The organism is Citricoccus sp. CH26A (assembly GCF_000224415.1).
GTDB lineage: Bacteria > Actinomycetota > Actinomycetes > Actinomycetales > Micrococcaceae > Citricoccus.
In genome coordinates this window covers 1-16,004 of record NZ_AFXQ01000028.1, presented here as the reverse complement: position 1 = coordinate 16,004, position 16,004 = coordinate 1, and the positions used below count along the sequence as shown (strand labels likewise).

Sequence of the window (16,004 nt, the reverse complement as noted above, 5' to 3'; positions counted from 1 at the left end):
CATGAGCACTGCCAACACCGTGCCGCCCCGTCCCGCCGAGGACCGGGCCGTCTCCGCCAAGGGACTGGCCCGGGGCCAGGTGGGGGTGATCGGCGCCGTCGTGATCGGCGTGGGCTGCATCGCCCCGGCCTACACCCTGACCGCCGGGCTCGGACCCACCATCTCCGTGGTCGGCACCCACGTGCCGGCCATCCTGCTGCTCGGCTTCCTGCCCATGCTGCTGGTCGCCTTCGGCTACCGCGAACTCAACTCGCGGGTGCCCGACTCCGGGACGTCCTTCACCTGGGCCACCAAGGCGTTCAATCCGTGGATCGGCTGGATGGGCGGCTGGGGCCTGATCGCGGCCACGGTGATCGTGCTGTCCAACCTGGCCGCCGTGGCGGTGGACTTCTTCTACCTGCTGCTGGCCCAGGTCCTCGGCAACCCGGCGCTGGCCGAGCTGACGGACAGCCTGTGGATCAACATCCCCACCACCCTGGTGTTCATCGCGGTGGCGGCCTGGATCTCCTACCGGGGGCTGAAGTCCACCCAGCACATCCAGTACGTCCTCGTGGGCTTCCAGCTGCTGGTGCTGGGCGGCTTCGCCGTGGCGGCCCTCGTGCAGGCCGCCAACGGGGAGGGCTTCGACCCCACGCCCATCAGCATCGACTGGTTCAACCCGTTCAGCTTCGACGACTTCTCCATCGTCGCCGCCGGCATCTCGCTGTCCATCTTCCTGTTCTGGGGCTGGGACACCACCCTGACCATGAACGAGGAGACCAAGGACCCCCAGCGCACCTCCGGGCGGGCAGCCACCCTGACCGTGCTGATCATCATGGCGATCTACACCCTGTGCGCGCTGGCCGTCATCGCCTGGGCCGGCATCGGCACCGAGGGCCTGGGCGCCGGGAACCCGGACAACCAGGAGTCGCTGTTCGCGGTGCTCGCCAGCCCGGTGATGGGTCCGTTCGCCCTGCTGATGTCCATCGCGATCATGTCCTCCTCCTTCGCCTCCCTGCAGTCCACGATGATCTCTCCCTCGCGCACCCTGCTGGCCATGGGGTACTACCGTGCCCTGCCGCCGATGTTCTCCCGCATCAGCCCCCGGTTCCGCACCCCCTCCGTGGCCACCATCTCCTCGGCCGTGGCCGCCGGCGGCTTCTACACGATCACCCGCCTGCTCAGCGAGAACGCCCTGTGGGACACCATCACCGCCCTGGGCCTGATGATCTGCTTCTACTACGGCATCACGGCCCTGGCCTGCGTCTGGTACTTCCGCCGCGAGCTGTTCACCTCGGCCCGCAACGTGGTGTTCAAGTTCCTCTTCCCGCTCATCGGCGGCGCGGTCCTGCTGGTCATGTTCTTCCAGACCGCCGTGGACTCGATCAATCCGGACTACGGGTCGGGGTCCTCGATCGGCGGGGTGGGCATGGTATTCGTCCTGGGCATGGGCGTGCTCGTCCTGGGCGTGGTGCTCATGCTGTGGACCCGGTTGCGCCACCCGGCCTACTTCCGCGGGGAGACCCTGGAGACCACCGAGTCCACGCGGGACACCACCGGGGAAGGGCTGACCATCTGATGACCCCGGTCATGCCCCCGGAGTGGGCGCCCCACGAGCGCACCTGGATGTCCTTCCCCACCCCCAACGACACGTTCGGGGCCCCCGGCTCGGAAGGCCTGGGGCGGGCCCGCACCGCCTGGACGTCCGTGGCGCGCACGATCGCCCGGTACGAACCGGTCACCGTGGTGACCCACCCGCAGGACGAGGCGGCGGCCCGGGACCTGCTCGGGTCCGACGTCGAGATCCTCCCCACCGTCCTCGACGACGCCTGGATGCGCGACTCCGGCCCGACGTTCACCCTGGATCCCACCGGAGCGCTCTCGGCGGTCAACTGGGTCTTCAACGGCTGGGGGGCCCAGCCCTGGGCCCGGTGGGACCAGGACCGGCACCTCGCCGCAGCGGTCGCCCACCACGCCCAGGCCCCCGCGCGGGACTCCCGGCTGGTCAACGAGGGCGGCGGGTTCCACGTCGACGGCCAGGGGACGGTCCTGCTGACGGAGACCGTGCAACTGGACCCCGACCGCAACCCGGGGCTGACCCGCTCCGCGGTGGAGGCCGAGATCCACGACCAGCTGGGCACCACCCACGCGGTGTGGCTCTCCCGCGGGCTGACCCGGGACTACGACGGCTTCGGCACCCGCGGGCACGTGGACATCGTCGCGTCCTTCACCGAGGCCGGCACCGTGCTGCTGCACCGCCAGGACGACCCCGGGCACCCCGACCACCAGGTCACCCGGCGGCTACGCGAGGAGCTGGGCGGTGCGGTCGACGCCCAGGGCCGGCCGCTGCGCGTGGTGGACGTCCCCGCCCCGTCAGCGCTGCGCGATGCCGAGGGGTGGGTCGACTACTCCTACATCAACCACTACGTGGCCAATGGCGCCGTCATCCTGTGCGCCTTCGGCGAGCCCGCCGCCGACGCGCGGGCCGCCGGGATCCTCGGCGAGGCCTACCCGGGACGCGCCGTGGAACTCGTGGACGCCCGGGACATCTTCGCCTTCGGCGGCGGCATCCACTGCATCACCCAGCAGCAGCCGGCCGCGGGCACGGACCGGGGCACGCTCGCCCCGCGCGGGTCGGTCGATGGGAATGCTTGAGGTCACCGAGAGGTCCATCGCCGAGCTGCGGGCGGCCCTGGAGTCCGGTCGCACCACCGCCGTGGAGCTCGTGCACGCCTACCGGGCGCGCATCGCGCGCCATGACCGGCCGGCGCAGTCCGCCTCCGGCACGGTGGCCGCGGACCGGGCCCCCGACGGTGGCATCCCGCTGAACTCCGTGATCGTGGACGACCCCCGGGCCCTGGAGGAGGCCCGCGCCTCGGACGAGCGGCGCGCCGCCGGGGCGGTGCGGGGACCGCTGGACGGCATCCCCTACACCGCGAAGGACTCGTTCATGGCCCGCGGGCTGACCGTGGCGGCCGGATCACCGGCGTTCGCCGGCCTGGTGGCCCGGTGGGACGCCTTCACCATCGAGCGGCTGCGGGACGCCGGGGCGGTGCTGCTGGGGTTGACGAACATGCCGCCCATGGCCAACGGGGGCATGCAGCGCGGCCTGTACGGGCGGGCGGAGAGTCCCTACAACCCCGACTACCTCACCAGCGCCTTCGCCTCCGGTTCCTCGAACGGCTCCGGGACGGCCACGGCCGCGAGCCTCGGTGCCTTCGGCCTGGGTGAGGAGACCTGGTCGTCCGGCCGGGCGCCCGCCTCCTGCAACGCCCTGTGCGCCTACACCCCCTCCCGCGGGATGATCTCCGTGCGGGGCAACTGGCCGCTGGTGCCCACCATGGACGTGGTGGTCCCCCACACCCGCTCCATGGCGGACCTGCTCGAGGTGCTGGACGTCATCGTCGCCGACGACCACACCACCCGCGGGGACTTCTGGCGCCTTCAGCCGTGGATCCCCCTCCCGCGGGCCGGTGACGTCCGGCCACCGTCCTACCCCGCCCTCGCCGCGGCCTCCGGGCCCGACGGCGGCCGGGGCGCCCTGACGGGCAGGCGACTGGGCGTGCCCCGGATGTACGTCAACGCCGACCCGGAGGCCGGCACCGGACCCGACCACCGCGGGTCCGCCGGCATCGGGGGCCCGATGGGCCGGCGCGTGGAGACGCGCGCCTCCGTGATCGAGCTCTGGGAGGCGGCGCGGGCGGCCCTGGAGGCGGCCGGTGCCACCGTCGTGGCGGTGGACTTCCCGGTCGTCACGAACTACGAGGGCGACCGCCCCGGGGCCCCGACCATCGCCACCCGCGGACTGGTGTCCCCCGAGTTCCTGCACACGGAGGTCAGCGAGTTGTCCGCGTGGGCCTGGGAGGACTTCCTCCAGGCCAACGGGGACCCGGGACTGGACACGCTGGCCCGGGTGGACGGCGCCCGGATCTTCCCGCACCCGCCCGGCGCCCTGCCGGACCGCTACGAGGGGTTCGGCGACGACATCGCCGCCTTCCCCGAGATCATCCGGACCCGCCGGCCCGGAACCACGGTGGAGTCGATCCCGCACCTGGCGCAGGGCCTCGCCGGACTGGAACAGACCCGCCGGACCGACCTCGAGGACTGGATGGACGGGCTGGGACTGGATGCGGTTGTCTTCCCCGCCCTGGCCGACGTCGGGCCCGCCGACGCCGACGTGAACCCCCGCTCGGCCGAACTGGCCTGGCGCAACGGGACCTGGGTGGCCAACGGCAACCTGGTCCCCCGGCACCTGGGCATCCCCACCGTCACCGTCCCGATGGGCACCGCCCCGGACATCGGCATGCCCTTTGGGCTGACCTTCGCCGGCCGCGCCTACGACGACACCGCCCTGCTCCGGCTAGCCTGCGCGTTCGAGGCGACCGGACCGTATCGGTCCCCGCCACCACGGACCACGGCCCGAGCACCGACCACCGAATCCCCCTCCACGCATTCCACCCCACGCACGGAAGAGGCATCATGACCACCATGGACACTGTGAGCACCGACACCACCCCCACCACCTCACCGGCCTATCGCGCCGTCAATCCGGCCACCGGCCGGACCGTCAGCGAACACCCGGTCGCCACCGACGAGCAGGTCGAGCAGGCCATCGCCACCGCCCACCGGGCCTTCGAGGACTGGCGCTCCCGCGACATCGGCGAGCGGGCCGGGATCGTGGCCCGGATCGCGGAGCTGTTCGAGGAGCGTGCCGACGCGCTGGCCGAGACCATCACCCGCGAGATGGGCAAGCCGATCGCCGAGTCCCGCGGGGAGGCCGAGTTCAGCGCGGAGATCTTCCGGTACTACGCGGACAACGGCCCGCAGCTCGCCGCCGACCAGGTCCTCGACAGCACCGACGGGTCCAGCAACGTCATCCAGCGCCGGCCGCTGGGCGTGCTGCTGGGCATCATGCCGTGGAACTACCCGTACTACCAGGTGGCCCGCTTCGCCGCCCCGAACCTGGTGCTGGGCAACACCATCCTGCTCAAGCACGCCGAGATCGTCCCCGAGTCCGCGCTGGCCATCGAGCAGCTGTTCCGCGACGCCGGCGTGCCCGAGGGGGTCTACCAGAACCTGTTCGCCACGCACGACCAGGTCGGCACGATCATCGCCGACCCCCGGGTCCTGGGCGTCTCGCTGACGGGTTCCGAGCGGGCCGGCGCCGCGGTGGCCGAGCAGGCCGGCCGGCACCTGAAGAAGGCCGTCCTGGAACTGGGCGGGTCCGACCCCTACGTCATCCTCTCCACGGACGATCCCCGCCAGGCGGCCCGCGACGCGCTGGCCATCCGGCTGGAGAACACCGGCCAGGCGTGCAACTCGAACAAGCGCCTGATCGTCATGGACGACGTCTTCGACGACTTCGTCGACGAACTGGTGCAGCAGGTCTCCGGACTGCAGCCCGCCGATCCGGCCCAGGAGCGGGAGGGCACCTTCGGCCCGCTGTCCTCGGAGTCCGCGGCGCAGACCCTGGTCGACCAGATCGAGCGCGCGGTGGCTGCCGGCGGCACCCTGCACGTGGGCGGCCGGCGTGCCGACCGGGAGGGTTTCTACGTGGAGCCGGCCGTGATCACGGACATCCCCCAGGACGCCGACGTCTACCGCGAGGAGTTCTTCGGCCCGGTCCTGGCGGTGTACCGGGTGTCCAGTGACGAGGAGGCGCTCGCCCTGGCCAACAACACCCCCTACGGCCTGGGCTCGACCGTGTTCGCCACCGAGGCGGAGCGGGCCGAGCGGTTCGCCGAGCAGCTGGAGGCCGGGATGGTCGGCGCCAACCAGTCGCCACCGGAGGCCGCGAACATGCCCTTCGGCGGCGTGAAGCGCTCCGGTTTCGGTCGGGAGCTCGGGCCGCTGGGCATGGACGAGTTCGTGAACAAGCGGCTCATGTCCGTGGCCCGGACCCGGTAGTCGCCTCAGCGACCGCCGGCGTCACCCTCGTCGCTCGCGTGGACCCGCCGCGGTGGCAGCGCCAGCATCAGCAGCGCGATCACCGCGGCGGTGACACCGGCGATCCACCAGGCCCGGTCAGGCTCGAGCACGGCGTGCGCGATGAGCGCCACGCACCCGGCCAGCAGCGCCCCCTGCCCGGCCAGGCAGACCTTCACCAGCAGGTTCCCCCAGGCCACGGTCTGGTCCTTGACGTGCCGGCCGAACAGCCGTCGGTGGATGACCACGGGCAGCAGCATCAGGGTCGTCAGGACCACCGCGGCCAGCAACAGGGCCATGTACCAGCCGGTCATCTCCCCGGCCACCTCCTCGAAGCGGGCCTGGAAGGGCAGCACGATCAGGAACGCGGTGACGATCTGCGTCCCGGTCTGCATCACCCGCAGCTCCTGGAGCAGGTCGTTCCAGTTCCGGTCCAGCTTCTCGGCGGGCGTCTCGTGCCGCAGCCCGGTGGGGTCCACGGGCCGGCCGGAGTGCTTCCCGGACGGACCCGGATCCGCCGGCGGACCGGCGCCGTCCCGCCGGCCGGCCTCGTTCACGGGACCTCCCAACGGACCTCGTCCACGGACTTGTCCGGCCGCCAGCCCCGCCAGGACGCCTGGCGCAGCCGCCCGGCGCGGGTGCGTCCCGCCAGGGACACCTCGGCCACCTCCGACGGGGTGACCCACCAGGCGTCCGCACGGTCCTCGGCCGGGACGTCGTCCACGGGCGGGGTGTCCCGGGCCAGTGGCCGCAGCCGCTGTTCCACCTCTGCCAGCTGGTCGGCCGAGAAGCCCGTGCCCACCCGGCCCGCGTAGCGCAGTGTCCCGCTCTCGTCCGGAATGGCCGCCAGCAGGGAGCCGACGCCGCCGGAGCGCTCGCCCCGGCCCTCGCGGACGCCGATCACCACGATCTCCTGGTGCTGCTGCAGCTTGAGCTTGATCCACGCCGACCCGCGGCGGCCCGGCAGGTAGACGGAACCGGTGCGCTTGGCCACCACGCCCTCCAGCCCCATCGCGCGGCTGATCCGCTGGGCCTGGGCCAGCGAGCCGTGGTAGGCCGGTGGCACGGACACCACCTCCCCCTCTGCGAGGGAGGCCTCCAGGATCGCCCGTCGCTCACCGTGGGCGGTGCGCAGCAGCGAATGGCGACGGTGCTGTGACGTGCCGGGCGGGCCGAGCTGGAGGATGTCGAACACGATGAGGCGCAGTTCCCCGGTCCCGTCCTGCAGCAGCCCGAAGTCCGGCCTGCCCCGGTCGTCGAGGGCCACCAGCTCACCGTCGAGCACCGCTCCCCCGCGGTCCGCGGCCTCGCCCCGCAGCAGCCCGGTGAGTTCCTGCAGCGCGGGATAGCGGTCGGTCAGGTCCTGGCCGTTCCTGCTGGCCAGGACCACCCGATCCTGGCTGACCCCGGCGATCACCCGCCAGCCGTCCCACTTCATCTCGAAGGACCAGTCCTCGTCCGCGGTCAGGTCCGCGGGGCGGCCCACCGTGGCCAGCATGGGGGCCGGCAGGTCCTCCGGGCCGAAGGAGGCCGCGGGACCGGTCCTCGCTCTCTTCTTCCCCGCCGGCTTCGTCCCTGATGTCTCCCCCGTGGCGTTCTTCTCCGTCGCTTTCTTCCCTGCCGCCTTCTTTCGTTCCGTCGTCGTCGCGTCCTGGGCCGGGACCCCGGGCGCGGCCTGCCCGGTGTCCGGCTGGTCCTTCATCAGGTGGATCAGCCAGTTGCGCTCCCCGCCCATGCCGGGTGCGTTGATCAGCGCGTAGCGGCGGGGCACCCCGCCGAGCCCGCCGTCCGGGCGACCGTGCAGGACGCCGATGACCTCCTTGCCCTCGCGCCACTTCTCCAGCTCCCAGGTGCCCGAGTCCCAGATGGTGACCTCCCCGGCCCCGTACTCGCCCGGGGCGATCGTGCCCTCGAAGGTGCCGTACTCCAGCGGGTGGTCCTCCGTCATCACGGCCAGCCGGTTCTGGTCCGTGTCCAGCGGCGGGCCCTTCGGCACGGCCCAGGACACCAGCACCCCGGAGTGCTCCAGCCGGAAGTCCCAGTGCAGGCGGCGGGCGTGGTGCTCCTGGATCACGAAGCCGGGCAGCTGTCCCTCACCGAGCTCCCGTTCGGCCGGAGGCTGCGCCGGGACCGGTTCGGCGGTCTTGTCCGGGTCGCGCATGGAACGGTACTTGGAGAGTCTGTCGATGGCCTCGGCCGTGCCGCTGCCGGTACCCGCGCCACCGTCGTCGTCCCCATCGCCGCCACCCCCACCGCCTGGGCCGTCCGGGGTCCAGCCCAGCGGGGCGAGGGGGTCCAGGCCCCCGGCCACCCGTTCCAGGACCTCCTCGAACTCGAGGTGGCGCAGCCGGGGGTCCTCCAGTTCCTCCCAGGTCCGGGGCGCGGCCACCCACGGGTGCTCCCGTCCGCGCAGCGAGTAGGGGCTGACCGTGGTCTTGGAGGCGTTGTTCTGGCTCCAGTCCACGAACACCTTGCCCGCGCGCAGGGACCGCTTCATCGCCGAGACCACCAGGTCACGGTGGTCGGCCTCCAGGGCGCGGGCCAGTTCGTGGGCGACCGCGCTGACGGCCTCGGCATTGTGCCTGCCGTCCAGCCCCGCGTACAGGTGGATGCCCTTGGACCCGGAGGTGACGGGGTAGGCCTCCAGCCCCATGTCCGTGAGCAGGTCACGGCACAACCGGGCCACCTCCGCGCACTCGGCGAGCCCGGCGCCCTCGCCGGGGTCCAGGTCCAGCACGAGCCGGTCCGGGTTGCGCGGCTGGCCGTTGCGGCCGAAGCGCCATTGCGGGGTGTGCAGTTCCAGGGCCGCGACCTGCGCGAACCAGGCCAGCACGGCCGGCTCGTCGGCCAGCGGGTAGGTGTTGGTCCGCTCGGCGTGGACGATCCGGCCGGTGGGGATCCAGGCTGGGGCGGAGTCCTCGAGGTCCTTGCGGAAGAACACGGTGCCGGGCCTGTCCGCGGTTCCCACGCCGTCGACCCAGCGCTTGCGGGTGACCGGCCGGCGGGCGACCTGCGGGATGAGCACGTCGGCGACCCCGAGGTAGTAGCGCATCACCTCGGCCTTGGTGGTGCCGGTGGCCGGGTAGAGGACCTTGTCGAGGTTGGAGACGGAGAGCGATCTCTGCCCCACGGTGTAGGTCTGGCGGGTTGTCCGTGCCACGTGCCCTCCCGCGCCCCCCGGCGGCCGCATATGCTGACCGCCATGCGAGCCATTTGGTCTGGATCTATCACTTTCGGGCTGGTGAACGTCCCTGTCAAGGCATACTCCACCACCACCGACCATGACGTGTCCTTCCACCAGGTCCACGACGCCGACGGCGGCAGGATCCGGTACCAGCGCCGGTGCGAGGTGTGCGGGAAGAAGATCGACTACGAGCACATCGACAAGGCCTACGACGACGGCGACCAGACCGTGGTGATCCACGAGGAGGAGTTCGAGGCCCTCCCCGAGGCCACCAATGACGAGATCGAGGTGGTCCAGTTCGTCCCCTCCGACCAGGTGGACCCGGTGACGCTCGAGAAGAGCTACTTCCTGGAACCGCAGGGCAAGTCGCCCAAGTCCTACCTGCTGCTGCGCGAGGCCCTGCAGTCCACGGACCGTACCGCGATCGTCACCTTCGCGCTGCGGCAGAAGACCCGGCTGGGCGTGCTGCGGGTGCAGGATGACGTGCTGGTGCTGCAGGGCATGCACTGGGCGGACGAGATCCGGGAGGTCGACTTCCCCGCCACCCGGTCCCGGGCCAAGATCAGCCCCAAGGAGAAGAAGCTGGCCAAGGCGCTCGTGGACCAGTTCGCCTCCGACTTCACGCCGGAAGAGTTCGAGGACACGTACCAGGTGGAGCTGCGCAAGCTGATCGACGCCAAGCTCGAGCAGGGTGACTCCCTGGACACCGAGGCGACCTTCGGGGCGTCCGGGTCCGACGAGGACGCGGGTGAGGACGCGGAGGTCATCGACCTGATGGAGGCGCTCAAGGCCTCCCTGGACCGCAAGCGCGGCCGGGGCCGCACCACCCGCTCCGGCAGGTCCACCGGGTCCGGCAGGTCCGGGTCCGCGAAGGGCAGTTCGACGTCGCGCGCCTCCGGGGCCTCGAAGAAGTCGGCCGCCTCGGGCCGGAAGGGTGCCTCCGGGACGACGTCCTCGAAGGGCTCGACGAAGAACTCGTCGGGGGGTTCGGCGAAGGGCTCGTCGGGGGGCTCGGCGAAGTCCGCGAAGACCACGGCGAAGTCCTCCGGCCGGTCCCCGCGGAAGAAGACCGGGACCTCGTCCTCTCGACGCAAGAGCGCCTGAGGTGCCGCGGCTGGAGACGGTCTCGCCCGGCACCGGCGGGTACACCCGGCGCCGGGCGGGACGGGGCTTCACCTACTGGGGCGCCAACGGCCGCCGGATCACCCGCGAGGACACCCTCGGGCGGATCCGGGCACTGGCGATCCCGCCGGCCTGGAACCAGGTGTGGATCGCCGCCGAGGAGAACTCCCACATCCAGGCCACCGGCGTGGACGACGCCGGGCGCACCCAGTACCTCTATCACCCGCAGTGGCGCGCGGACCGGGACGCCGAGAAGTTCGAGAAGTCGATCTCGTTCGGCCAGACCCTGCCCTCCCTGCGCCGGCGGGTCACCCGGGATCTGCGCTCCGGTGCGCAGGACCACGACGGCGGCGCCGCCCCACACCCGGCCGGCACCGGCCGCGGGACGGGGCGGGCCGGGACGGGAACCGCCCCGGCGGAGGCGACCGGCCGGCGTCGGGCCCTGGCAGCGGCCGTGCGCCTGATGGACCGCGGCGCCCTGCGCGTCGGCGGGAAGGAGCACTCGGGGCAGCTGGAGGCCTTCGGAGCCACCACCCTGCAGCGGCGGCACGTCGAGGTCCAGGGGGAGGAGGTCCGCCTGGTGTTCCGGGGCAAGTCCGGCAGCGAATGGGACCTCAGCCTGCGGGACGCGGACCTGGCGGAGTTCTTCGCCGGCGTGCCGCTCGCCCCGCGCACGGCGCCCGCGGTCTGCTACCCGGTGAGGACCGGACGCCGCAAGGAGTGGAGGGGCGTCTCGGCCGAGGCCGTGAACGAGTACCTGACCGAGATCGCGGGGCTGGAGTTCACGGCCAAGGACTTCCGCACGTGGCAGGGCACGATGGCCGCGGCCCGGTCGCTGGCGCGGTCCCACCGGGCGGGGGCCACCTCACCGGAGGCGGTGCGGATCGCCGTGCGGGCCAGCGCCGAGCTGCTGCACAACACCCCCACCGTGGCACGGGAGTCCTACATCGACCCCCGGGTGCTGGACCTGTTCGAGAAGGGCCGGGTCATGGACCTGAGGCGCCAGCCGGACCGGGCCTTGCTGGCCCTGCTGACCGGGGGCGACGGTGACTGAGCCCAGGACCTGCCCGGAGGCTCAGTGGTTGCGCAGCTTCTCGATCAGCTCGTCCTTGCGCAGGTCCGAGTATCCGGTGATCTCCAGTTCCCTGGCCCGGTCCTTGAGTTCCTCGACCGTCCAGTCCTCGTAGGACCCGGATTCCCCGCCGCGCTCCCCCACCTCGGAGCGGCCGTCCCGGGCGGCGGCGTTCGAGATCCGGGCCGCCTTCTCCTTGCTGGCCCCCTGCTCGCGGAGGGACTCGTACATCTCCTGGTCCTTGAGCTGCGGGGCGTCGTCGTTCTTCTGGGGCATGACCCCAGTGTTCTCCGGCCGACGGCGGAAGTTCAAGTGCCGGGGCGGGCCCGGCACGTCCAGCGGTGCCCTTCCCACACCTGCACCTCTACCGGCGCCCGCGCCTGCACCTGCGCCTGCAGCCGTGATTGTTGAACAATGTCTTGCGTGGATTGTTGAACAACCGGTAGCCTTCTCACCAGCCTGCATCTGTGATGCCAGTCACCCACCCCCCGGGAGGAACCATGAAGGACACTGCGAAGCCGGCCACCGGCACGGACCCCGCCGGGTCCGCGGGAGGGCACCCCGAGAAGGTCCCCCTGACCGTCAAGGCCCAGCGCACCGCGCTGCTCGGCGCCATGTTCCTGATGGCCACCAGCGCGATCGGCCCGGGCTTCATCGCGCAGACCGCCACCTTCACGGTCCAGCTCGGCGCCGCCTTCGCGTTCGCGATCGTGGTCTCCACGCTCGTCGACATCGCGGTCCAGCTCAACGTGTGGCGGGTCATCGGCATCTCCGGACTGCGGGCCCAGGAGCTGGGGAACAAGGTCCTGCCCGGTGTCGGCTGGGTGCTCGCCGCGCTCGTGTTCGTCGGCGGGGCGATCTTCAACATCGGCAACATCGCCGGAACCGGCCTCGGGGCGAACGCGATGTTCGGCCTGGACCCCAAGATCGGCGGCGCCGCCTCGGCGGTCATCGCCATCCTGATCTTCCTGTCCAAGCGGGCGGGCATGGCCCTGGACCGGATCGTCGTCCTGCTCGGCGCGGTCATGATCCTGCTGATGCTCTACGTGGCGATCGTCGCCGCCCCGCCCGTCGGGGAGGCCCTGCGCAACACGGTGTTCCCCGAGCAGGTCGACTTCCTGGTCATCACCACCCTCGTGGGAGGCACCGTCGGCGGGTACATCACCTACGCCGGGGCGCACCGCATGATCGACTCGGGCGTCCGGGGCGAGCGGGCGATCAAGCAGATCAGCCGCACCTCCGTGCTGAGCATCATCGTCACGGCCGTCATGCGCACCCTGCTGTTCCTGGCCATCTTCGGCGTGGTCGCCGGCGGTGTGGCGCTGACCAGTGACAACCTGGCCGCGGAGGCCTTCCAGAGCGCCGCCGGTGAGATCGGCCTGCGGATGTTCGGGGTCATCCTGTGGGCCGCGGCCGTCACCTCGGTCATCGGCGCCTCCTACACCTCCATCTCCTTCGTCACCCGGTCCGACGGCAACCCCCGCCGTCGCAACCTGCTCACCGTCGCCTTCATCGTGGTGTGCACCATCGCCTTCCTGCTGCTCGGCCAGGCGCCGCAGACCCTGCTCGTCTTCGCCGGCGCGTTCAACGGGCTGATCCTGCCGATCGGCTTCGGCGTGCTGCTGTGGGTGGCCATCCGCCGCCGGGACCTGTTGCACGGGTACCGCTACCCCGTGTGGCTGATCGTGATCGGCGTGGCCGTGTGGCTCATCACCGCGTTCCTGTCCGTCAACTCCTTCGTCCCCGCCATCGAGATGATGACCGGCGCATGAACCTGACCACCCCCGCCGCACCCGGTTCCGGGGACCGGCCGTCGGCCACCCCGTCACCGTCCCCCGCCGAGGCCCAGGCGCTCTCCCCCGCCGAGGCCCGGGCCCTGTTCCGCGCCGGACTGGTGCGGCCGACGTCGGGCTTCTCCGCCGGCTATGCACAGGCGAACCTGATCATCGTCCCGCGCTCCCATGCCTTCGATCTGCTGCTGTTCGCCCAGCGCAACCCGAAGCCGATGCCCCTGCTGGGCGTGCTCGACGCCGGCGAGGTCACCTCCGAGTTGCTGGCCGGCGGGGACGTCCGGACCGACGTGCCGAAGTACGTGGTCTACGAGGACGGCGTGCCGGTGGCCGAGCCGACGTCGGTCACCGAGTACTGGCGGGAGGACCTGGTGACGTTCATCGTCGGCTGTTCCTTCACCTTCGAGGCGGCCCTGGTGGCCGGGGGCGTGCCGGTCGCGCACCAGGAGCAGGGCGTGAACGTGCCGATGTACCGCACCTCGGTGCGCTGCGCCCCGGCCGGTGGACTCGCCGGGCCGCTGGTGGTCTCGATGCGCCCGGTCCCGGCCGCCCAGGTGGCCGACGCCGTGCGGATCACCTCGCGCTATCCGGCCGTCCACGGAGCACCCGTGCACGTGGGCGCGCCGCACGAGTTGGGCATCGAGGACCTCTCGCGTCCGGACTTCGGCGATCCGGTGCAGGTCCCGGAGGGGCACCTGCCGGTGTTCTGGGCGTGCGGGGTCACCCCGCAGGCCGCGGTCATGGAGTCCCGGCCTCCCCTGGCGATCGGCCACGCGCCGGGCCACATGCTCATCACGGATGCCCGGGACTCGGACTACCTGGTGCCGTGAGGCGGCATGCCGGAGGCAGGCGTTCGCCCGTCATCGACGAGAAGTCGACTGCATACTGAGCTCCGTCTTCTCGTCCGCGAGGCCGGCCGCTTGAGCTGGATGACACCCGCCGGCGACGGGTGAATGATCTCCGTGCAGGCACCTTTACACCGCGTCACCGGAGATGGACCTGTTCATGGGCGTGTCGCATGGCGTCCCGTCACCGGGACGGACCACCGGACGGGGCCTACGGGACGATGCCCGAGGCACGCTGTCGCTTGTCCAGATGAGCTGTTGGCGTGGCCGTAAGTCGTTCCACTTACGGGGCAGTTCGAGGGGCGGCGGTAGGCTCCGACCCATGGGGGATGCTCAAGAATCTGCGACGCATTACGGGCGGTCTCCGAAACCGTCGACGGCCGCTTGGGCAGTGTCCGATTGGCATGCGTGCCTGTTGCTGGCCTGTTCGGCAGTAGGTGCCCTGGCCGGTGCCCTCGCACCAACGATCTGGTTTAACTGGACCGGGTGGCCTTGGGCGGGCGTTGCCGTCATCGTCTGCTTATTGGTGCCCCTGGCCGGCATGGTGATCCTGGCTGGACTAACTGGCCAGCTCGGTTCTGGACTGCAGCTCCTAGTTGGCGCTGTTGGCGTCAGCGTGGCAGCGCTGGCGTTGACTTCGTTTGCCGTGGGCCCCAGCGCACTGGTGGGGTTGTGGTTGCTGGGCTCCGGGCTGCTCTCCTGGCGCGAGCGACGTGACCGCACCGCGGTGGTCGTGTCTGGCGTCGTCGTGTTGGCCGTCGGGTTGAGCCAGGTGTTGGCGTGGCGGCTTATTCCGTTGCCCGTCGAGGCCTCCATGGTCGTCCTGAACATCGCGATCGTCGGCTTTCTCGCGTGGCAAGCCGTGCGTTCGGTGCCGACGGCGAACCGGCAACCCACCACGCCCTGACCCGGCGGGTCCGCACTTTGCTGAGCCGCCGCCTCAGCTATCGACGCAGCTTGCGATGAGTTCAGGTTGACTACCCAGCCCTTCAGACGACGCCAGCGTGGCGTGAAGGGATCCCTTAGAGGCACGGCGGTTTGCTGCCAGGTATTGCGGTCAGGCCTAGTCAAATCGAATGATGGGGCCATACCAGCGAGGCCGCACATGCGCTGAGCTCACCGAAACATGCGAAGGAGCCACTGTGGCCTCGACAAGTACCTCGCACGCCCGCGCCAAGCAGGTACGGATCGCAGGCGGGGTCCTGATCGTGTGTTTGGGGCTGGTTCCCTGGGTGGTGAACTGGCCCTACCGGTTCGGCCCCGACGAGGCCGCCCGCATGGTGGCGTGGCTGGCGGCAGCGTGTGGGACCGTGGCGATTGCGGCCGCGATCTTGATCCTCATCGGGATCGGGCTGCGGTCCCGGGGCCGGGCCCCGGAGCTCACGGGCCAACGGTGGAGGTACATCTGGGCCGGGGTGATGGCGGCAGGCTGCCTGCTCCTATTGTTCCTGGTCCTGGGTGCATCACAGCCCCAGGTGATGACCGGGGTTCCCGCCCTGTTGATGGTCACCTCTGTCACATGGCTGTTCCAGCCGGCCGGCAACGCCCAGTAGCCTGACGGCCCCTCGCGCCAGCCCAGCACCGCGCCTGGTGGCGGATCCTGGGCGCGAGCCTGGCCGCGGGGCTCGTGCTGGTCGACGCCGAGGTTCCGGGCCTGACCGGCATTACCTTCCCCCGGGATTCCTGCCTCCCTTCGGCGTGCTGCTCATGGTCTTCGCGGTCCACAGGGGGAGGCCAGTCTTCCGCCACCAACGCCGGGCCCTGCAGGACAGGGTTGGATGATTGACTCACAAACTGACCCCGGATGACGATCCCCTTGCAGCGCGGAGGCCCGGCCTCGGGCTCCCGCGCGCTGAAACCTATGCTGGCGGCATGAGATGGCGGAGGCATGAGCGCAGGGTGTGGATCGTGCAGCAGGACAAAACGCCCGACAACGTCGTCTTGGGAGTATTCGACGACCCGGGTGACGCCGATAAGTTCGCGGAAGCGGTCCAGGATGAGTTTCCCGGGCATGTCATCATCGAGCAGTTCCCCATCGGCTATAAGTACACCGACGGCTCGGCCCGGTATTCCGATTTCTCATAACC

14 protein-coding genes are annotated in these 16,004 nt (G+C 71.1%); 11 read left to right on the top strand and 3 right to left on the bottom strand.

Features of this window, described 5'->3' with window-relative positions:
* Position 1 precedes the first annotated feature (1 nt).
* Genes CITRI_RS0113525 through CITRI_RS0113510 form a run of 4 tightly spaced genes read left to right on the top strand, consistent with a single transcriptional unit; the run spans position 2 to position 5,886 of the window.
* Positions 2 to 1,558 (top strand): APC family permease, encoded by a 1,557-nt coding sequence (locus CITRI_RS0113525; RefSeq protein ID WP_010145423.1) that lies wholly within the window; start codon positions 2 to 4, stop codon positions 1,556 to 1,558.
* Positions 1,558 to 2,634, top strand: coding sequence for an agmatine/peptidylarginine deiminase (locus tag CITRI_RS0113520; RefSeq protein WP_010145422.1), 1,077 nt, complete (start codon positions 1,558 to 1,560; stop codon positions 2,632 to 2,634). The genes CITRI_RS0113525 and CITRI_RS0113520 overlap by 1 nt, the downstream gene beginning before the upstream one ends.
* The gene (locus CITRI_RS0113515; RefSeq protein WP_050813698.1) at positions 2,621 to 4,462 is read left to right on the top strand and encodes an amidase; all 1,842 of its coding nucleotides are present in this window, start codon (positions 2,621 to 2,623) and stop codon (positions 4,460 to 4,462) included. The genes CITRI_RS0113520 and CITRI_RS0113515 overlap by 14 nt, the downstream gene beginning before the upstream one ends.
* Positions 4,459 to 5,886 carry an NAD-dependent succinate-semialdehyde dehydrogenase gene (locus CITRI_RS0113510; protein WP_010145419.1) on the top strand — a complete coding sequence of 476 codons (1,428 nt, stop codon included), beginning with the start codon at positions 4,459 to 4,461 and terminating at the stop codon, positions 5,884 to 5,886. The genes CITRI_RS0113515 and CITRI_RS0113510 overlap by 4 nt, the downstream gene beginning before the upstream one ends.
* Before the next feature lie 5 nt (positions 5,887 to 5,891).
* On the opposite strand, the gene CITRI_RS17820 is transcribed toward CITRI_RS0113510, so the two are convergent.
* Both CITRI_RS17820 and CITRI_RS0113500 read right to left on the bottom strand, forming a co-directional pair.
* Entirely contained in the window at positions 5,892 to 6,461 is a 570-nt protein-coding gene (locus CITRI_RS17820; protein WP_010145418.1) for a DUF6328 family protein, read from the bottom strand.
* Positions 6,458 to 9,064 (bottom strand): ATP-dependent DNA ligase, encoded by a 2,607-nt coding sequence (locus CITRI_RS0113500; protein ID WP_010145417.1) that lies wholly within the window; start codon positions 9,062 to 9,064, stop codon positions 6,458 to 6,460. Before CITRI_RS0113500 ends, CITRI_RS17820 begins: the two co-directional genes overlap by 4 nt.
* Before the next feature lie 42 nt (positions 9,065 to 9,106).
* Between CITRI_RS0113500 and CITRI_RS17815 the strand changes: the two genes are divergently transcribed.
* Both CITRI_RS17815 and CITRI_RS0113490 read left to right on the top strand, forming a co-directional pair.
* Positions 9,107 to 10,192, top strand: a complete 1,086-nt coding sequence (locus tag CITRI_RS17815; protein ID WP_040386480.1) for a Ku protein — start codon at positions 9,107 to 9,109, stop codon at positions 10,190 to 10,192.
* A gap of 1 nt (position 10,193) precedes the next feature.
* Positions 10,194 to 11,264 (top strand): DNA topoisomerase IB, encoded by a 1,071-nt coding sequence (locus tag CITRI_RS0113490; RefSeq protein WP_010145415.1) that lies wholly within the window; start codon positions 10,194 to 10,196, stop codon positions 11,262 to 11,264.
* 21 nt (positions 11,265 to 11,285) lie between these two features.
* Here CITRI_RS0113490 and CITRI_RS0113485 read toward each other — a convergent pair whose 3' ends face one another.
* Positions 11,286 to 11,558: a Rho termination factor N-terminal domain-containing protein gene (locus CITRI_RS0113485; RefSeq protein WP_010145414.1), complete on the bottom strand. Its 273-nt coding sequence runs from the start codon at positions 11,556 to 11,558 to the stop codon at positions 11,286 to 11,288.
* A gap of 224 nt (positions 11,559 to 11,782) precedes the next feature.
* Between CITRI_RS0113485 and CITRI_RS0113480 the strand changes: the two genes are divergently transcribed.
* The 5 genes from CITRI_RS0113480 (at position 11,783) to CITRI_RS19715 (ending at position 16,002) form a co-directional block, all read left to right on the top strand.
* A complete protein-coding gene (locus CITRI_RS0113480) occupies positions 11,783 to 13,054 on the top strand; it encodes an NRAMP family divalent metal transporter (protein ID WP_010145412.1) in 1,272 nt (423 codons plus the stop codon).
* Positions 13,051 to 13,902, top strand: coding sequence for a putative hydro-lyase (locus CITRI_RS0113475; protein ID WP_010145411.1), 852 nt, complete (start codon positions 13,051 to 13,053; stop codon positions 13,900 to 13,902). The genes CITRI_RS0113480 and CITRI_RS0113475 overlap by 4 nt, the downstream gene beginning before the upstream one ends.
* Positions 13,903 to 14,308: 406 nt before the next feature.
* Positions 14,309 to 14,824 (top strand): hypothetical protein, encoded by a 516-nt coding sequence (locus CITRI_RS19465; RefSeq protein WP_141566118.1) that lies wholly within the window; start codon positions 14,309 to 14,311, stop codon positions 14,822 to 14,824.
* Between the two features lie 235 nt (positions 14,825 to 15,059).
* Positions 15,060 to 15,470, top strand: a complete 411-nt coding sequence (locus CITRI_RS0113465; protein WP_010145409.1) for a hypothetical protein — start codon at positions 15,060 to 15,062, stop codon at positions 15,468 to 15,470.
* A 355-nt stretch (positions 15,471 to 15,825) separates the two neighbouring features.
* Entirely contained in the window at positions 15,826 to 16,002 is a 177-nt protein-coding gene (locus CITRI_RS19715) for a hypothetical protein (protein WP_157998935.1), read from the top strand.
* Positions 16,003 to 16,004 lie beyond the last annotated feature (2 nt).

Excerpts from the sequence above, each read along its gene's own strand:
- CITRI_RS0113525 (WP_010145423.1), top strand. The coding sequence starts at position 2 with ATGAGCACTGCCAACACCGTGCCGCCCCGTCCCGCCGAGGACCGGGCC.
- CITRI_RS0113520 (WP_010145422.1), top strand. The coding sequence starts at position 1,558 with ATGACCCCGGTCATGCCCCCGGAGTGGGCGCCCCACGAGCGCACCTGG.
- CITRI_RS0113515 (WP_050813698.1), top strand. The coding sequence starts at position 2,621 with ATGGGAATGCTTGAGGTCACCGAGAGGTCCATCGCCGAGCTGCGGGCG.
- CITRI_RS0113510 (WP_010145419.1), top strand. The coding sequence starts at position 4,459 with ATGACCACCATGGACACTGTGAGCACCGACACCACCCCCACCACCTCA.
- CITRI_RS17815 (WP_040386480.1), top strand. The coding sequence starts at position 9,107 with ATGCGAGCCATTTGGTCTGGATCTATCACTTTCGGGCTGGTGAACGTC.
- CITRI_RS0113485 (WP_010145414.1), bottom strand. The coding sequence starts at position 11,558 with ATGCCCCAGAAGAACGACGACGCCCCGCAGCTCAAGGACCAGGAGATG.
- CITRI_RS0113480 (WP_010145412.1), top strand. The coding sequence starts at position 11,783 with ATGAAGGACACTGCGAAGCCGGCCACCGGCACGGACCCCGCCGGGTCC.
- CITRI_RS0113475 (WP_010145411.1), top strand. The coding sequence starts at position 13,051 with ATGAACCTGACCACCCCCGCCGCACCCGGTTCCGGGGACCGGCCGTCG.